Origin of the sequence: Pseudoglutamicibacter cumminsii, assembly GCF_003143995.1 — a bacterium.
Taxonomy (GTDB): Bacteria; Actinomycetota; Actinomycetes; order Actinomycetales; family Micrococcaceae; genus Pseudoglutamicibacter; species Pseudoglutamicibacter cumminsii_B.
The window spans coordinates 28,055-44,235 of the sequence record NZ_QFWG01000002.1 but is presented as its reverse complement, the minus strand read 5'-3'; the positions used below and the strand labels follow the sequence as shown (position 1 = coordinate 44,235).

Sequence of the window (16,181 nt, the reverse complement as noted above, 5' to 3'; positions counted from 1 at the left end):
GTGAAAGGTGAGATAGTGCCGCATCGATTCAAGCGCCTTGCCGCCTACGCGGCGGGCGCCGCGGTTGCCGGTGGTTCCGTTCTCGCTGCACGAGCTGCATGGAATGCGCTCGACTTCCGGATCACCGAGCACACTGCTCCCGTGTTGGAGCCCGGTGCGCAGCCGATCCGTTTGCTGCACATTTCGGATATCCACATGGCTCCTAGGCAGCGTGCGAAAGTAGCGTGGCTACGCTCGTTGGCTGAGCTGAAACCGGACGTCGTGGTCAACACTGGTGACAACCTCGCCAGCCACAACGCAGAAGATGCCCTCATCGACGCGCTCGAGCCGCTACTTGAGCACCCCGGCGCGTTCGTTCCGGGCTCGCACTGCTACCACACCTCGCGGCTCAAGAACCCGCTCTCGTACCTGAGCAAGCGGCGCTTGGCGGGTGAAAAGATCCGGTACGCCGAAGACGACGAGCTCGACTGGCGCCGGATGCACGCTGCCTTCGAAGACGCCGGTTGGCTCAACGCCGCCAACGCGCACGGATGGATCGAGATCCCTTCCCGGGACGCTTCTTCGCGCCCACGCCGAATCGCGGTCACCGGTGTGAATGACCCGCACATCGGCCTGGACAGGGTCACGTCCTGGCCCGAAGAGGCCACGCAGCGGGCCGGAGCTACTGTCGGCGACAGCTCTGTTGCGTTCCGACTCGGGCTAACCCACGCCCCGTACCGCCGCGTTTTGAATCAGCTCACGACGATGGGCGCTGACCTGATCTTGGCAGGCCACACGCACGGTGGCCAGATTGCCCTGCCGGGCTACGGCGCGGTGATTTCCAACGCAGACATCCCGCCGGGCAGAGCCGCCGGGCTGGGCACGTGGATCGCTGGTCGCCGACGCGCGTATCTGAATGTTTCTCAGGGCGTTGGGGCGAGCCGTTTCGTTCCGTTCCGCACCGGGTTCAAACCCGGCGCATCGCTCATCACGTTGGTTGCGCGCCAGGTTTGATCTCGCTTACGCGTACGGCTGTGAGCGCGGTGTGAACTCGCGGCCGGTGAGGCGTTCGAACGCCTCGATGTAGCGCTGCGAGGTCGCCGCGACGATGTCCTCCGGGAGGGCCGGCGGAGGGGTGTCGCTCGCCTTGTCCCAACCGGAGGCTTCAGAAGTCAGCCAGTCGCGCACGAACTGCTTGTCGAAGGACGGCTGGGACTGGCCCGGCTTGTATTCCTCGGCATCCCAGAAGCGGGACGAGTCTGGGGTCAGAACCTCGTCGCCCAGGACCGTGCGGCCCGTCACGGGGTCCTTACCGAACTCAACCTTGGTGTCGGCGAGGATAATGCCGCGTTCACGCGCGATCTTCTCGGCACGCGTGTACACGTCCATCGTGAGCTCGGCGAGCTCTTCCGCGGCTTCGCGACCAACTCGCTCAACCATCTGCTCGAACGTGATGTTCTCGTCGTGCTCCCCCACCTCGGCCTTAGCCGACGGCGTGAAGATCGCGGGCTCGAGCTTTGAGCCGTCAACAAGGCCCTCCGGAAGTTCGATCCCGGTCACGGTCTGGCTCTGCTTGTACTCAGCGAGCCCGGAGCCGGTCAGGTAGCCGCGCGCGATGCACTCGATCGGGTACATGTCCAGCCGCTGGCAGATCATGGCACGATGCGCAACGGGCTCCGGAACGTCGGTCGACAGCACGTGGTTGGCGACGCCGCTGAGCTGTTCGAACCACCACAACGAAAGCTGGGTCAGTACCTCGCCCTTGTGGGTGATGGGGGTGCTCAGCACGTGGTCGTAGGCGCTGATGCGGTCGGATGCGACCACGAGGACGCGGTCCGTTATCTCCGGGTTCTCAGGGACGTAGAGGTCACGCACCTTGCCCGAGTAGGTGTGCTTCCAGCCCTCAAGCTGGATTGGGTTGGTCGTGTAGCCGCTCACTGTGCGTCCCCTTCCGTGCCAGCACCGTTGCCGGCGCCAGATGTCCCAACGCCTGGGATCGTGATCTCGCCGCGCGCTGCTTTGAGCGCGATGTCGGTACGCTTCTGCGCCCCGTCGAAGCTAATCTTCTCGGCCCCGGCGTACGCGACGTCGCGGGCTTCGTTGAGGTCTTCACCCAAGCCAACAACGGCCAGGACGCGCCCGCCAGCGGTGACGAGCTCGCCCTCGGCGTTGAGGTCGGTACCAGCGTGGAGGACGGACACAGCCTCATCGGCCTCGGCCGCATCAACACCCGTGATGACATCGCCCTTCGAGGACGACTCCGGGTAACCGGCGGAAGCCAGCACCACGGCCACCGCGGTGCGTTCATCCCACACGAGAGGCTCGATCGTGTCGAGCTTGCCGCGCGCCGCAGCGAGCAGGACGCGCCCCAACGGCGAGCCCAGACGCTGCAGAACCGGCTGGGTTTCGGGGTCGCCGAAGCGGGCGTTGAATTCGATGACGCGCAGGCCGCGGCTGGTCACAGCGAGACCGCAGTAGAGGACGCCGACGAACGGGTTTCCGCGGTTCTTCATCGCCGCGAGTGTCGGTTCCGCGACGCGCTCCATGACCTGCGATACGAAGCCTTCAGGGAGCCACGGAAGCGGCGTGTACGCGCCCATTCCGCCGGTGTTGGGGCCTTCGTCGTTGTCGAAGATGCGCTTGAAGTCCTGGGCTGGCTCAAGCGGGACCGCGTTGGTTCCGTCGGAGAGCACGAAAAGCGAAACCTCGGGGCCGTCGAGGAACTCTTCGATGACGACGCTTCCGCCGGCCTCGAAGCACGCCTGAGCGTGCGCGAGCGCTTCCGCGCGGTCCGAGGTCACGACGACGCCCTTGCCTGCCGCGAGGCCATCGTCCTTGACGACGTACGGGGCACCGAACGTATCGAGCGCATCGGCGGCTTCTTCAGCCGTGGTAGCCACGCGCGCCATCGCGGTTGGGACCTCGGCCTCAGCCATGATCTCTTTAGCGAACGCCTTCGACGCCTCGAGCTGTGCGGCGGCCTTCGAGGGTCCGAAAACCGGGATACCGGCTTCTACAAACGCGTCCGCGGCGCCCGCAGCGAGTGGGGCTTCCGGCCCAACAACCACCAGATCAACAGAGAGTTCCTTCGCGAGCGCAACGCACGCGTCGGGATCTGTGGTGTTGAGTTCGTGGACGGGCACATCCGCCGCGATTCCAGCGTTACCGGGGGCGGCGTGCACCTCCTCAACGGAGTCATCGCGCAAAAGCGCACGGACAAGGGCGTGTTCGCGGCCGCCTGGGCCAATTACCAAGACCTTCACAGTTATCCATCCTATAGATTCCGCGCCGCATATTCTCGGTCGGTTGCGGACGTGACCGAGGGCCCGGCTGTGCCACGCGGCCCCAGCATGCGGTGCATTACCCTGGCTGTATGACTTCCGACACTTTTGCTTCTGCTGATCCGCACTACAACCCGGACCGTTCGATCACGGCCGCGGACGTCGTCGAGCTCGCTCATGTGACCCGCAACGGCGCCGTTGAATCCCGCCACCTCGGCGTGCTCGCGGTTGTTGGCCCTGACGGTGAGTTGGTGTCTTCGCTGGGTGATCCTGAGGCGCTGATTTTCCCTCGCTCGACGCTCAAGCCGTTCCAGGCGTTCGCGTCGCTACGCGCTGGCGCCGAGCTGGACGATGAGGAGCTCGCGTTGGCGTGTGCGTCTCACCAGGGTGGGGTGAGGCATCAGGAGTTGGCTGAGCGGATTCTGCGTGAGGCCGGTTTGGATGCTGGCGCGTTGAAGTGCCCGGATGCGATGCCTCGTGATGCGCAGGCGCGCCGGGACCGGATCAAGCAGGATGCTGGGCCGGATAAGCTCGCGTTCAACTGCTCGGGTAAGCACGCAGGGTTCTTGAAGGCCGCGGTCGCCTCGGGCGTGGATACGGGCTCGTATCTTGACCCGGAGCATCCCGTTCAGAAGGATGCCCTGCATCTCCTGGAGGTTTTGGGTGGAGCTCCGCTGGGCGTCGTGGGCGTCGATGGTTGCGGCGCTCCGGCCCCGCAGCTGACGGTCACGGCACTCGCGCGGGCGGTCGCCCGTCTGGTATCCGGTACCTTGCCTGAGGGGCACGGCTTCACCGACGATGATGCGGCGATGTGGGCGCGGATCGCTCCTGCGATGTTGGCTCATCCGTGGGCTGTTCACGGCGAGGGCGAGGAGAACACCGTCACGATGCAGCGCACTGGCGTGGTCGCCAAGCTGGGCGCTGAGGCTGTGTTGGTTTTGGGCACCAAGGACGGCTATGGCTTGGCTTTGAAGATGCTCGACGGCGGTGACCGCGCAAACACGCGTGTCGGTTTGGATGCTTTGGTTGCGTTGGGCCTTGCCGATTCCGATGTGGTGGCGGCCGCGTTGGATGAGATGGATAAGCCTGTTTTGGGTGGCGGTGCGCCGGTGGGTGAGGTCCGCAGTTCGGCTTCGGTGACGCAATTGAGTCGCGCATAGGTGCGCTTGGTCACATAAACCACATATGCTGGGAGTAGGGTTGCCGCTAGTTTTCTGGCGGCTCCCGGTCCCGGTGGCCGCGCCAGGGCGGTTGCCTGAGGAGCCTTATGGAGGTTCATGTGGCACAGAAACGTAAGATCTCGGTTGAGCAGGGCGAAGCTGCGGTTGCTGCGTGGCGGAATGACCGTCAGAGCCTCGATAAGAAGACGGAAGCAATCGCGGTCCGCTATGTGTTACAGCTTCTCGCTGAGAAAGCTCCCGGTGGTTCGGTTGAGGTTCGCGTTCCTCCACACGGCGCTGTTCAGTGCATCGAGGGCACGTCCCATAAGCGCGGAACCCCACCGAATGTTGTGGAGATGACCCCAGACACGTGGCTCCAGCTCGGTACAGGTTCGCTCGAATGGGCCGATGCTCTGGAACGCGGACTCGTGGACGCGTCCGGCACTCGCAGTGACTTGAGCGAGTACTTCCCGCTGTGCGAAGCGTCAGTGACTAACTAGCGCTCAGAGCTGGGTTAGTTGGCCAGCGGAGCTGGTGGGTAGGCTTATCCCTATGACTGATCAGCCCACTGAGAACACCGACAACCACGCGCCGTCCGCACAGCCTGTCCCTGCGCGTGCTGAAGAAGCCCGCCCGCAGGCCGCAACCGCTGAGCCTGTCGAGTTTGAGGTTCGTGTTGCACCTAAGCCTGGTGCGTTCATGGTGACCGGTGGCGCACTCGGTGTGATCGTTGCGCTGATCTCTGCGTGGCTGGGCGGCGGAACCGAGGAACACTCGATGGGCAGCGTCTTCGGCTTCCTCGCGGTCCTCTTCGCGATCATCGGCGTTGGAATCGGCGCGATCGTTTTCCTGATTTTCGACCGCGTGGGCCGCAAACGCACCAAACACATTTATGCCGTCAAGGAAAGCTCTGCCGACGGGGCTGAAACGACAAACGAGTAGCATTCAGCGCCACCATTCGCCGCCCTATTCTGCACCGCTGGTCTTTTGGTATTTACCGACTGCCGTAGTGTGACAAAATAGGCGGCATGGCTCGTGGCAACGGAATGCTCAATCATGACCTCCTCCCTGACGAACGTCGCGTACAAGAAGAGTGCGGCGTTTTCGGCGTGTGGGCGCCGGGTGAGGACGTAGCGAAGCTCGCGTATTACGGTCTCTACGCTCTGCAGCACCGCGGACAAGAATCCGCCGGTATCGCGGTTTCGACCGGCGAACGCATCAATGTGTACAAAGACATTGGTTTGGTTTCGCACATTTTCGATGAGAACACCCTCAACGCGTTGTCCGGCGATATGGCTGTGGGCCACTGCCGCTATTCGACGACGGGCGCCAATAAGTGGGCTAACGCTCAGCCGACGCTGGGGCCGACCCCGTACGGCACGGTTGCGCTCGCGCACAACGGCAACATCACGAACACTCGCGAGCTGTCCCGCTTGATCGGTGAGTTGCACGGCGAAGAAACCAAAGGTGAGATCCGCGCAGGTAACACGACGGACACCGCTCTGATCACCGCGCTCCTGGATAACGACGCGCACGATTCGCTTGAAGACACGATCGCTGAGCTACTGCCTCGTCTGCGTGGCGCGTTCTCGCTCGTGTTCATGGACGAGCACACGCTGTATGCCGCACGTGACCCGTGGGGTGTCCGCCCGCTGGTTCTGGGACGGCTTGAGCGCGGCTGGGTTGTCGCGAGCGAGCAGGCCGCCCTCGCCACCGTGGGTGCGAGCGTGATCCGTGAGATCAAGCCGGGCGAAATGGTTGCGATCGACGCGAACGGTGTGCGCACCCGGCGTTTCGCTAAAAAGCAGCGCGCTGGCTGCGTTTTCGAATACGTTTACTTGGCTCGCCCTGACGCGACGATCAAGGGCCGTAACGTCTATGAGTCCCGCGTTGAAATGGGCCGAGTCCTGGCCCGCGAGAACACCGCCGAGGCAGACATCGTGATTCCTGTCCCGGAGTCCGGCACGCCTGCCGCGATCGGCTACGCGGAAGCCTCAGGGATCCCGTTCGCACACGGGTTCGTCAAGAACGCCTACGTGGGCCGCACATTCATCCAGCCGACGCAGACGCTGCGTCAGCTCGGCATCAAGCTCAAGCTCAACGCTATGGAGTCCGTGATCCGCGGCAAGCGCGTCGTGGTTGTTGACGATTCGATCGTGCGCGGTAACACTCAGCGCGCCGTCGTGCGCTCCCTGCGTGAAGCTGGTGCTGCGGAAGTGCACGTCAAGATTTCCTCCCCGCCGGTCAAGTGGCCGTGCTTCTACGGAATCGACTTCGCGACCCGCGCCGAGCTCATCGCTAACGGCGCCGACGAAGAGCAGATCGCGCAGTCGATCGGCGCTGACTCTCTAGCCTATATTTCAGAAGAAGGCATGATCGCGGCGACCGAACAGCCACGCGAAAAGCTGTGCACCGCGTGCTTCACCGGCGAGTACCCCATCGCGCTCCCTGACTATAAAGACCTCGGCCCGGAGATCAACGAACGTGACCCAGGCCGCCACCCGGAAATCCTAGAGAAACGTGCGCAGGCTCTCTCCACCACTGAGTCCTAGCCTGACCTCCAAACAAAGGAACTGAAACTCCATGAGCTCCTCTGATCAGCAACCCATTACCTATGCCGATGCTGGTGTGGACGTTGAGGCCGGCGACCGTGCGGTCGAGCTGATGAAGGCCTCCGTTAAGGCAACCCACTCCCCCGCTGTTGTGGGTGGCGTGGGCGGCTTCGCGGGCATGTACGACGCGTCGGCGCTGCTGAAGTACAAGCGCCCGCTGCTGGCTTCCTCGACCGATGGTGTAGGTACCAAGGTCGCGATCGCTCAGGCCATGGATAAGCATGACACGATCGGTTTCGACCTCGTCGGCATGGTTGTTGATGACATCGTGGTGGTCGGCGCTGAGCCGCTCGTCATGACTGACTACATCGCGTGCGGCAAGGTTGTTCCTGAGCGGATCGCCGCGATCGTTTCCGGTATCGCGGAGGGCTGCCGCTTGGCTGGCACCTCGCTCGTTGGCGGCGAGACCGCTGAGCACCCTGGCCTGCTCGGCCCGGATGAGTACGATGTGGCGGGTGCCGCTACCGGTGTTGTTGAGGCTGATGCGATGCTCGGCCCTGAACGCGTCAAGGCTGGCGACCGCGTGATCGCTATGGCTTCCTCCGGTATTCACTCGAACGGCTACTCCCTGGTCCGCCGCGTGATCCACGCTGCCGGCTGGGACCTGAACCGTGAGGTCACCGAGTTGGGCCGCACCCTGGGTGAAGAGCTGCTCGAGCCGACCCGCGTCTACGCTGGCGACTGCTTGTCCCTCATGCGTACGCTCAACACCGAGCCCGAGTCCCCTGAGGCGCCTCTGCGCGGCTTCTCGCACGTGACTGGCGGCGGCTTGGCCGCGAACCTCGCCCGTGTCCTCCCGACCGGCCTCGCGGCCACTGTGGACCGCGGCACCTGGGAGCTCCCGCCAATCTTTTCGCTCATCAGCCAGCTCGGCAAGGTGCCGCAGGACGACCTCGAGCGCACCCTCAACGTGGGTGTCGGCATGGTCGCGATCGTCGCCCCAGATGCGGCGGCGGATGCGATCGCACACCTCAACGCGCGCGGCCTGCAGGCGTGGGACATGGGTGAAGTCACCGAACTCACCGACGAGATCCGCGCTGACGAAGCAACCGTCCAGGGCGCTAAGGGCGTCGACGGCGGCGCTGTTCGCCTCGTCGGCAACTACGCGAACTAGCTAACTCAGCTGTGCGAACGCAGCAGCTGAGCCTCAACCTCAAGCAGGGCCGGAGTTGCGAGTGTTCGCCACAGCACATCGACCTTGTCGTCGGCGCGGCCTGGGCCCGCGGTGATCGTCGCCGCGGGCTGGCCGCGCTTGATCGCATCAAGCACAAAACGGTAACCCGACATCACGGCAAGCGAGCTACCAATCACAAGCAGCGCATCGGATTCCGCCTTCAACTTCTCGACGCGCTCGCGGCGCCCCTTCGGAACGTTCTCACCGAAGTACACGACCGAAGGCTTCATCTTCTCCGAACCGCACACAGCGCAACCCACCGTGTTGAAGCGAGCCACATCCGCATCGGACAGTGACACATCGCCATCAGGGTTCACGTAGGCGTCCCGGACCGTGACCGATTCGCGGTAGCCAGGGTTAGCGGCCTCGAGGCGAACCTCGTACACCTCCCGCGGCTCCGTGGCGCCGCAATCAAGGCATTCGACCTGCGTCATATCACCATGCAACGCGATCACGTCCGTGGCGCCCGCTTCCTCGTGCAAGCCATCCACGTTCTGCGTCACGATCCCCGAAAGCAAGCCGCGGCGCTGCCATTCAGCCAGTACACGGTGACCCAGATTAGGGCGTGCCTGATTCATCAGCCGGTGCCCAATGAAAGCCCGTGCCCAATACCGCTTGCGCGCAGCCGGGTCTGCACGGAACTCCTGAACCGTCATCGGACGCGTGCGACGCAACGAACCCTGCGGACCCCGGTAATCAGGGATCCCCGAATCCGTGGAAATACCGGCGCCCGTCAAAACCAAGACCCGGCCGCAGCTCAACATCGCCGTCACGGCCTCGCGGGCCTCATCATCCGGGGTCGGGTCAGCACTATGACCCACCGCACGCTCAAGCGAACGCAACGCGGCCTTATGCGCATCAGCCACGCGAGGGTTATCCGTAAACGCCGTCTGCTCCTCACTCCAACGAGGCAGAGGCGTCACGCCCTCAAGGGCAGCGTTGCCAGCGCTACCGGCGTTACGAGCGTTATCAGGCATCGAACCCTCCCCAGCATCCACAGACGGAACAGAAAAACAGACTCACAGAAAAGCGAGAGGCCGCCGAACCAACCAGGTTCCAGCGGCCTCTCACACGACGTTAAACCCACTCACCAGCGGGGAAGCGATCAATATCGACGATCGTCCTCATCGTCGTCATCATCAAAGGCGCCATAGCGGGCAGCAAGATCCGCGTATGGGTCATCCTCGTACTGCTCTTCAGAGTAGTCTCGCGAGTTCTGAGAACCCCCGATACCTAGCTCGCGCTCGAGAGCACTCAAATCGGTGCCCGGGGTGAAGTACTTCATCTCCCGGGCCTGACGTGTTGCCTTAGCCTTCTGACGGCCGCGCCCCATGGCGTGACCCCCTCTTCCGCTCTTCACCTGGGGAAGTCCCGGCGGCTGAGAATCCAGCACCCGAGAGGCCCCAGTGGATGATCTACAAATGTTTCGTGAGTCCAATTCTACACGTACACCCCTATGCACTGCGAAGCGAGACGCAGTACACAGGGGTTCCGTGCAATACAGTGACCGGTCAGTGCTTGGCTTCAATCACCAAGCCATCGGCGTCGTCAGCCGCACGATCCACGAGAACCGTATCGCCATCGAGCACCTCACCCGCAAGAATCTTGCGAGCCAACTGGTCGCCAATCTCACGCTGAACCAAGCGGCGCAACGGACGAGCACCATACGCAGGGTCATAACCCGTCAACGCAAGCCACTCGCGAGCCGCAGGCGTAACATCCAACGTCAAACGACGGTCAGCCAACCGCTCTTCCAACTGATGCACCTGAAGGTCCACGATCTTCGACAAATCATCAAGCGAGAGCGGATCAAACATGACGATCTCATCCAAGCGGTTCAAGAACTCCGGCTTGAAGGACGCCTCAACCACGTCCATGACCGCCTTCTTCTGAGCCTCAGGCTCCATGGTCTGATCAACCAAGAACTGAGAACCCAGGTTCGACGTCATCACCAAGATCACGTTGCGGAAATCAACCGTGCGACCCTGGCCATCCGTGAGCCGGCCATCATCAAGAACCTGCAACAGGATGTCGAAAACCTCAGGGTGAGCCTTCTCAACCTCATCCAGCAAAACAACCGAATAAGGCCTACGACGCACAGCTTCCGTCAACTGGCCACCCTCGTCGTAACCGACGTAACCCGGAGGGGCACCAACCAAACGGGACACCGCGTGCTTCTCGGAATACTCCGACATGTCGATGCGGACCATCGAACGCTCATCATCGAAGAGGAAATCAGCAAGCGACTTAGCAAGCTCCGTCTTACCCACGCCCGTAGGTCCGAGGAACAAGAACGAACCCGTCGGGCGGTTAGGGTCAGACAAGCCAGCGCGGCTACGACGCACCGCATCGGAGATCACCGCAACAGCCTGCTTCTGGCCGATCAAACGCTTACCAACGTTCTCTTCCATATGCAGGAGCTTCTGCGATTCACCCTCGAGCATGCGCCCGGCAGGAATGCCAGTCCACGAAGAGATCACCTCAGCGACGTCATCGGCGGTAACCTCCTCGGAAACCATCCGATCCTGACGATCATGCTCAGCCTTCTCCTCAGCCTTGACGAGCTTGGCCTCGAGCTGCGGGATCTCGCCGTACAGGATTCGGGAAGCCTCCCCCAGATCGCCCTGACGCTGAGCCACATCAGCCTGGCTACGCAGATCATCGATCTGAGCGCGAATATCGCCGGCCTCGTTGAGGGAAGTCTTCTCTTCCTCCCACCGCAGAGTCAACGCCTCGAGCTCTTCCTTCTGATCAGCCATCTCCTCACGCAGAGCAGCCAACCGCTCAACCGATGCCGAATCCGTCTCATCCTTGAGAGCCAGCTCCTCCATCGTCAAACGGTCAACCGAACGGCGCAACACGTCGATCTCCTCCGGAGCGGAGTCGATCTCCATACGCAGACGCGATGCGGCCTCATCCACGAGGTCAATCGCCTTGTCCGGAAGGCGACGGCCCGTGAGGTAGCGGTCCGAAAGCGTTGCCGCAGCAACCAGCGCCGAGTCAGCGATAGCAACCTTATGGTGCGCCTCGTAGCGTTCCTTGAGGCCACGCAGGATCGCAATCGAGTCATCGACCGACGGCTCACCCACGAAAACCTGTTGGAAACGACGCTCCAGAGCGGCGTCCTTCTCGATGTTCTCGCGGTACTCATCCAGCGTCGTGGCACCGATCAGGCGCAGCTCACCGCGCGCAAGCATCGGCTTAAGCATGTTGCCCGCATCCATCGAGCCTTCAGACGCACCCGCGCCGACCATCGTGTGAATCTCATCGATGAACGTCACGATGCCGCCCTCAGCCTGCTTGATCTCCTCAAGCACAGCCTTGAGCCGCTCTTCGAACTCGCCGCGGTACTTAGCGCCCGCGACCATCGCACCAAGATCCAGCGAGATGAGCTTCTTACCGCGCAGGGACTCCGGCACATCGCCGGCCACCATGCGCAACGCAAGGCCCTCAACCACCGCGGTCTTACCCACGCCCGGCTCACCAATCAGAACCGGGTTGTTCTTAGTCCGGCGCGAAAGCACCTGAATCACGCGGCGGATCTCCTGATCACGGCCGATCACCGGGTCAAGATCACCCTTGCGAGCGACCTCCGTGAGGTCCGTACCGTACTTATCCAGAGCCTGGAAGCTACCCTCCGGATCCTGCGAATCAACCTTCCGGTCCCCACGCACGCTCACCATCGCGGCCTTGAGCGCTTCAGCTGAAGCACCGTTGTCCCGCAACGCGACGCCAGCCTCGCCGGCATCCGCAGCCAGTCCGAGCAACAGGTGCTCAGTCGAAACAAACTGATCCCCGTTCGCTTGCGCCGCCTGCCGAGCCGCAGAAATAACCTGCAACATCTGCCGCGAAGCCTGCGCCTGAGCAACCGAAGTCCCCGAAGCCTTCGGCAACTTGCGGATCGCCGTCGACGCCGCAACCGACACCGCATCAGGATCCGCCCCAGCCGACTTCAATACAGCTACGGCCACCGATTCCCTCTGATCCATGAGCGCCTTCAAAAGGTGCACCGGCTCAAGATTCGGGTTACCGGCAGTCGCGGCATTCATGCTCGCCGCGGAGAGCGCCTCCTGGCTTTTAGTCGTCAAATTCGTATCCACGCCAAACCCCTTTCCTGCTCCTTCCGGAGCCCTTGGCCTTTAAACTTGAGTCTACCTAACTCAACTTCTAATTGGTAGGAATTATTCCCACGGAGGAACCACTTTTCAGAGGTTTCTTTGAATCCGCGGAAACAGCACTGAACCCACGGAAACAGCACGATGGTGGGTGATGCGAACGCTCGATTTCGCCGCTTACCCCTGCCGCGGCTTAGTCTTAAAGACATGAGTCCCAAACCCCAGCCACGCCCAGGCCTCGCAGAAACCGACCCAACATACTTCCGCGCCGAACCCGTATCGTTCGTCCGTCGCGGAGAACGCATGACCAACGCGCAGCAGCGGGTGTGGGACACGCTGCGTGACACGATCCTGATCGACGTACCCCGCCACCACGCGGCCACATCGATCCACCCGGACGCGAACATCGACGTCCTTTCCCACTTCCCGCACCCCGAACGCCCACTCATCGTAGAAATCGGAACCGGGCTCGGCGAAGCCATCGCGCACGCGGCACACAACAATCCCAAGACCAACTTCCTCGCCGTCGAGGTCTACACGCCGGGGCTAGCCAAGCTCATGGAGCGGATCGAAAAGCTCGAGCTCGATAACGTGCGCGCGATCCAAGCCAACGCACCCGAAGTCCTCGACGTAGCGCTCGCCCCGGAATCCGTGAGCGAACTCTGGATCTTCTTCTCCGACCCGTGGCATAAGACCAAGCACCACAAGCGCCGCCTCATCACCGACGCCTTCGCGGAACGCGCGGCTCGCGTCCTCAAACCCGGCGGAACCTGGCGCTTGGCGACCGACTGGTCCAACTACGCCGAGCAGATGCGCGACGTCATCGACAACAGCCCGCACTTCGAAAACCTGCACGCCGGCGAGCGCGGCGGCGAAGAATCACCGCTGACTGCGATCCGCCGCGTCGACGCCGAAAAACACGAAGCCGACCCCGAATTCATCGACACCCGCGGCGGCTGGGCCCCACGTTTCGAGGGCCGAACCCTCACGAGCTTCGAGGCGAAAGCCCACAAGGTCGGTCGTAAGATCTTCGACCTCACGGCCCGCAAGATCTAAGCGGTTCGAGGCAACGCCCGCTACATTCGGGTAATCTGAGAGGTTGCACATACGCACCCAATCTGAGGAACCGTTTTACGGATTTGGCATGAGTAATAAACCCAGCCCCGAAAAGACCGACCGTCCACAGCAGGGTGAGAGCCCAACGAAGACCAAGAAAGCACCGCAGAAACGAGGCAATCCCCTCACCCGCGGCCGCTCTTCACACGTAGGCCTCTACCCTCACAACATCCACCCGGGGCTGGTACCCGGTATCGGCGTTGACGAACAGCGTCACGTCTTCTCGATCGACAAGCTCGTCTTCGGCATCACCGCGGTGCTCATCGTCGCGTTCGTCGCGTGGGGTGTCATGAGCCCCGAATCCGTGGGCGAAGTCTCCTCGGTGGCGTTCGCGTGGACCATGAAGAACATGGGCTGGCTGCTCAACATCACCGTCATGGTTTCGATCGGCGCGATGCTGTTCATCGCGTTCTCCCGCTACGGCCGGATCCGGCTCGGTAAAGACGGCGAAAAACCTGAGTTCAGCCGCTTCGCATGGGTCGCCATGATGTTCGGTGCCGGCATCGGCGTCGGTATCTTCTTCTTCGGCGCATCCGAACCGCTCTACTACTTCGTTTCCCCGCCTCCGCTCACCGGCGTTGAGCCGGAAACGCCGGGCGCAATCCACATGGCTGTCGCTCAGTCCTCCTACCACTGGGGCATCTCCGCGTGGGCCATGTACGCCCTCGTCGGCGGCGCGATGGCGTACTCAAGCTACCGCCGCGGCCGCGTAACCCTCATCTCGAGCGTGTTCCGTTCCCTGTTCGGCAAGCAGACCGATGGCTTCGCTGGCCGCCTCGTCGACATGTTCGCGATCATCGCAACTCTCTTCGGCACCGCGGCATCCCTCGGCCTTGCTGCGATCCAGCTCGGTAAGGGCGTAGAAATTGTCTCCGGCGCAAGCCGCGTCACGAACAACGGCCTCATCATCATCCTCGCTGTCCTGACCGCGGCATTCATCATCTCCGCGGTCTCCGGCGTATCCCGAGGCATCCGCTACCTCTCAACGACCAACATCGTGCTCACGTTGAGCCTCGTCCTGTTCGTGTTCTTCGCAGGCCCAACCCTGTTCCTGCTGAACCTGTTGCCATCCGGCGTGACCGAATACGCCAACGAGTTCCTCTCGATGATGGGCAAGTCGCTCTCATGGGGTTCCGACGTCGTTGAGTTCCAGTCCGCTTGGACCGCGTTCTACTTCGCATGGTGGGTCGCCTGGACCCCGTTCGTTGGCGCGTTCATCGCCCGCATTTCCCGCGGCCGCACCCTGCGCGAATTCTGCCTTGTGGTCATCGCCATCCCTACCGCGATCCTGATCTTCGCGTTCACGATCTTCGGTGGCGCCGCAATGTGGATGAAGCGCCAGGGCATCGAAGGCATCAGCGCCGACGACTCGCCACAGACGATCCTGTTCCACCTGTTCGACAAGCTGCCGCTGGCGAACGTCACGCCGTTCCTCATCATGGTTGCGCTAGCGATCTTCTTCGTGACCTCCGCGGACTCCGCGTCCGTCATCATGGGCACGTTCTCGTCCCGCGGCAACCCGGCACCTAACAAGCTCGTCGTGATCTTCTGGGGCCTCGCGATGATGGGCATCGCGACCGTGATGCTGCTCTCCGGCGGCGAATCCTCGCTGACCGGCCTGCAGAACCTCACGATCCTGATCGCGATACCGTTCTGCATCATCCTGCTGCTCATGATCGTCGCGTTCATCATGGACCTGCGCACCGACCCGGCGTCGATCCGCAGCGACTACGAGTCCACGATGCTCTCCAACGCCGTGGTGCGCGGTATCGAGAAGTACGGCGACGACTTCGAGCTGACCGTCCGCCACTCCGGCGACGGACGCGGTGCAGGTGCAGACTTCGATTCAACCTCCGAGAAGGTCACCGAGTGGTACCAGCGCCACGACGAGACCGGCGCGGAAGTCGGATACGACTACGAAACCGAAACCTGGGACGACGGCTACGAACCAGAAACCCCGGGGCCTGTCACCGAGCCGAAGGTCGGCGAGATCGGCGCTGGCGACAAAAAGCCAGCCGCCGATGCTGAAGCCGGTTCCGATGCGGGTGCCGGCAAGGACGTTGATCCAACCAAGGACGCAACGTCTAAGGACTAACGGCCCCGGTAAGGGCGAATAAAACGGTGGTGGCCGGAGAGAGATTCTCTCCGGCCACCACCGCTTTTAGGCACTGAAGCGTTGGGCGCTGTAGCGCTTAGTCTTCGGGCGGCATGAGTTGCAACTGAGCCCACGCGTGCATCGAACGCTGCTGTAGGCGGTCGGTGTCGCGTCCCGTTCGGGTGATCGCGACCTCGCCTGACGCGCCGGCCGCGAAGATTCGCTGCGCCGCGATCGCCACGCCCTCGGCGCGGCCACGCCACCGCTCAACGTCTTGCTCCAGCTCAGCAACCTGCTGCAACAGCGCCTCAACGCGCTTCTCCAGGCCGATCATCCGCCGGATGCCTTCAAGCGAGACGCCCTCGGAAGACAGTTCCTGGACGCGCCGCAAACGGTCGATATCCTTCTGCGAATACCGGCGATGCTTACCCGCCTGCCGCTGAGGCACAACCAAACCAAGGCGGTCGTATTGCCTCAACGTCTGCGGGTGCATCTGAGCGAGCTCAGCGGCAACGGAAATCACAAATACAGGCGCGTCCCATTCGCCGTCCCGCCCGGAACCACGGTCATGCTTTCTACCTGATGACGCGTTCATCAACGCCTCCTTCCGCTACCTGAACTCTGTGCTTAGAGCTTCGCTGTGCTGGCT

The 16,181-nt window shown here is 62.6% G+C and carries 14 protein-coding genes; 8 read left to right on the top strand and 6 right to left on the bottom strand.

Going from position 1 to position 16,181, the window contains the following annotated elements; translation table 11 throughout:
• The first annotated feature begins 15 nt into the window (after nt 1-15).
• Nucleotides 16-993 (top strand): metallophosphoesterase, encoded by a 978-nt coding sequence (locus CAY35_RS01965; protein WP_109303112.1) that lies wholly within the window; start codon nt 16-18, stop codon nt 991-993.
• Nucleotides 994-999: 6 nt separating this feature from the next.
• Here the strand turns inward: CAY35_RS01965 and CAY35_RS01960 are convergent, their stop codons facing one another.
• Nucleotides 1,000-1,917 (bottom strand): phosphoribosylaminoimidazolesuccinocarboxamide synthase, encoded by a 918-nt coding sequence (locus CAY35_RS01960; protein ID WP_109303111.1) that lies wholly within the window; start codon nt 1,915-1,917, stop codon nt 1,000-1,002.
• On the bottom strand, nt 1,914-3,242 hold the full coding sequence (gene purD / locus CAY35_RS01955) for a phosphoribosylamine--glycine ligase (RefSeq protein ID WP_109303110.1): 1,329 nt from the start codon (nt 3,240-3,242) through the stop codon (nt 1,914-1,916). The genes CAY35_RS01960 and purD overlap by 4 nt, the downstream gene beginning before the upstream one ends.
• A gap of 110 nt (nt 3,243-3,352) precedes the next feature.
• Between purD and CAY35_RS01950 the strand changes: the two genes are divergently transcribed.
• The 5 genes from CAY35_RS01950 to purM all read left to right on the top strand — a co-directional run bounded on the left by CAY35_RS01950 (nt 3,353) and on the right by purM (nt 8,146).
• On the top strand, nt 3,353-4,420 hold the full coding sequence (locus CAY35_RS01950) for an asparaginase (RefSeq protein WP_109303109.1): 1,068 nt from the start codon (nt 3,353-3,355) through the stop codon (nt 4,418-4,420).
• Between the two features lie 119 nt (nt 4,421-4,539).
• Entirely contained in the window at nt 4,540-4,920 is a 381-nt protein-coding gene (locus tag CAY35_RS01945) for a sterol carrier family protein (RefSeq protein ID WP_109303282.1), read from the top strand.
• A 52-nt stretch (nt 4,921-4,972) separates the two neighbouring features.
• A complete protein-coding gene (locus CAY35_RS01940; RefSeq protein ID WP_109303108.1) occupies nt 4,973-5,362 on the top strand; it encodes a hypothetical protein in 390 nt (129 codons plus the stop codon).
• A gap of 86 nt (nt 5,363-5,448) precedes the next feature.
• Nucleotides 5,449-6,972: an amidophosphoribosyltransferase gene (gene purF / locus CAY35_RS01935; protein ID WP_101630330.1), complete on the top strand. Its 1,524-nt coding sequence runs from the start codon at nt 5,449-5,451 to the stop codon at nt 6,970-6,972.
• Nucleotides 6,973-7,003: 31 nt separating this feature from the next.
• On the top strand, nt 7,004-8,146 hold the full coding sequence (gene purM / locus CAY35_RS01930; RefSeq protein WP_109303107.1) for a phosphoribosylformylglycinamidine cyclo-ligase: 1,143 nt from the start codon (nt 7,004-7,006) through the stop codon (nt 8,144-8,146).
• Between the two features lie 5 nt (nt 8,147-8,151).
• On the opposite strand, the gene CAY35_RS01925 is transcribed toward purM, so the two are convergent.
• The 3 genes from CAY35_RS01925 to clpB form a co-directional block, all read right to left on the bottom strand.
• Nucleotides 8,152-9,183 carry a Sir2 family NAD-dependent protein deacetylase gene (locus CAY35_RS01925; RefSeq protein WP_109303106.1) on the bottom strand — a complete coding sequence of 344 codons (1,032 nt, stop codon included), beginning with the start codon at nt 9,181-9,183 and terminating at the stop codon, nt 8,152-8,154.
• 128 nt (nt 9,184-9,311) lie between these two features.
• Nucleotides 9,312-9,539 (bottom strand): DUF3073 domain-containing protein, encoded by a 228-nt coding sequence (locus tag CAY35_RS01920; protein ID WP_109303105.1) that lies wholly within the window; start codon nt 9,537-9,539, stop codon nt 9,312-9,314.
• Nucleotides 9,540-9,717: 178 nt separating this feature from the next.
• On the bottom strand, nt 9,718-12,306 hold the full coding sequence (gene clpB, locus CAY35_RS01915) for an ATP-dependent chaperone ClpB (protein WP_109303104.1): 2,589 nt from the start codon (nt 12,304-12,306) through the stop codon (nt 9,718-9,720).
• A 222-nt stretch (nt 12,307-12,528) separates the two neighbouring features.
• On the opposite strand from clpB, the gene trmB reads away from it, so the two are divergent.
• Both trmB and CAY35_RS01905 read left to right on the top strand, forming a co-directional pair.
• Complete coding sequence (trmB, locus tag CAY35_RS01910) at nt 12,529-13,377, top strand: tRNA (guanosine(46)-N7)-methyltransferase TrmB (protein WP_109303103.1); 849 nt, start codon at nt 12,529-12,531, stop codon at nt 13,375-13,377.
• A gap of 88 nt (nt 13,378-13,465) precedes the next feature.
• Nucleotides 13,466-15,532 (top strand): BCCT family transporter, encoded by a 2,067-nt coding sequence (locus CAY35_RS01905; protein WP_109303102.1) that lies wholly within the window; start codon nt 13,466-13,468, stop codon nt 15,530-15,532.
• 97 nt (nt 15,533-15,629) lie between these two features.
• Here the strand turns inward: CAY35_RS01905 and CAY35_RS01900 are convergent, their stop codons facing one another.
• The gene (locus CAY35_RS01900; protein WP_101630323.1) at nt 15,630-16,127 is read right to left on the bottom strand and encodes a heat shock protein transcriptional repressor HspR; all 498 of its coding nucleotides are present in this window, start codon (nt 16,125-16,127) and stop codon (nt 15,630-15,632) included.
• Nucleotides 16,128-16,181 lie beyond the last annotated feature (54 nt).

Excerpts from the sequence above, each read along its gene's own strand:
- CAY35_RS01950 (WP_109303109.1), top strand. The coding sequence starts at position 3,353 with ATGACTTCCGACACTTTTGCTTCTGCTGATCCGCACTACAACCCGGAC.
- CAY35_RS01940 (WP_109303108.1), top strand. The coding sequence starts at position 4,973 with ATGACTGATCAGCCCACTGAGAACACCGACAACCACGCGCCGTCCGCA.
- purF (WP_101630330.1), top strand. The coding sequence starts at position 5,449 with ATGGCTCGTGGCAACGGAATGCTCAATCATGACCTCCTCCCTGACGAA.
- purM (WP_109303107.1), top strand. The coding sequence starts at position 7,004 with ATGAGCTCCTCTGATCAGCAACCCATTACCTATGCCGATGCTGGTGTG.
- CAY35_RS01925 (WP_109303106.1), bottom strand. The coding sequence starts at position 9,183 with ATGCCTGATAACGCTCGTAACGCCGGTAGCGCTGGCAACGCTGCCCTT.
- CAY35_RS01920 (WP_109303105.1), bottom strand. The coding sequence starts at position 9,539 with ATGGGGCGCGGCCGTCAGAAGGCTAAGGCAACACGTCAGGCCCGGGAG.
- trmB (WP_109303103.1), top strand. The coding sequence starts at position 12,529 with ATGAGTCCCAAACCCCAGCCACGCCCAGGCCTCGCAGAAACCGACCCA.
- CAY35_RS01905 (WP_109303102.1), top strand. The coding sequence starts at position 13,466 with ATGAGTAATAAACCCAGCCCCGAAAAGACCGACCGTCCACAGCAGGGT.
- CAY35_RS01900 (WP_101630323.1), bottom strand. The coding sequence starts at position 16,127 with ATGAACGCGTCATCAGGTAGAAAGCATGACCGTGGTTCCGGGCGGGAC.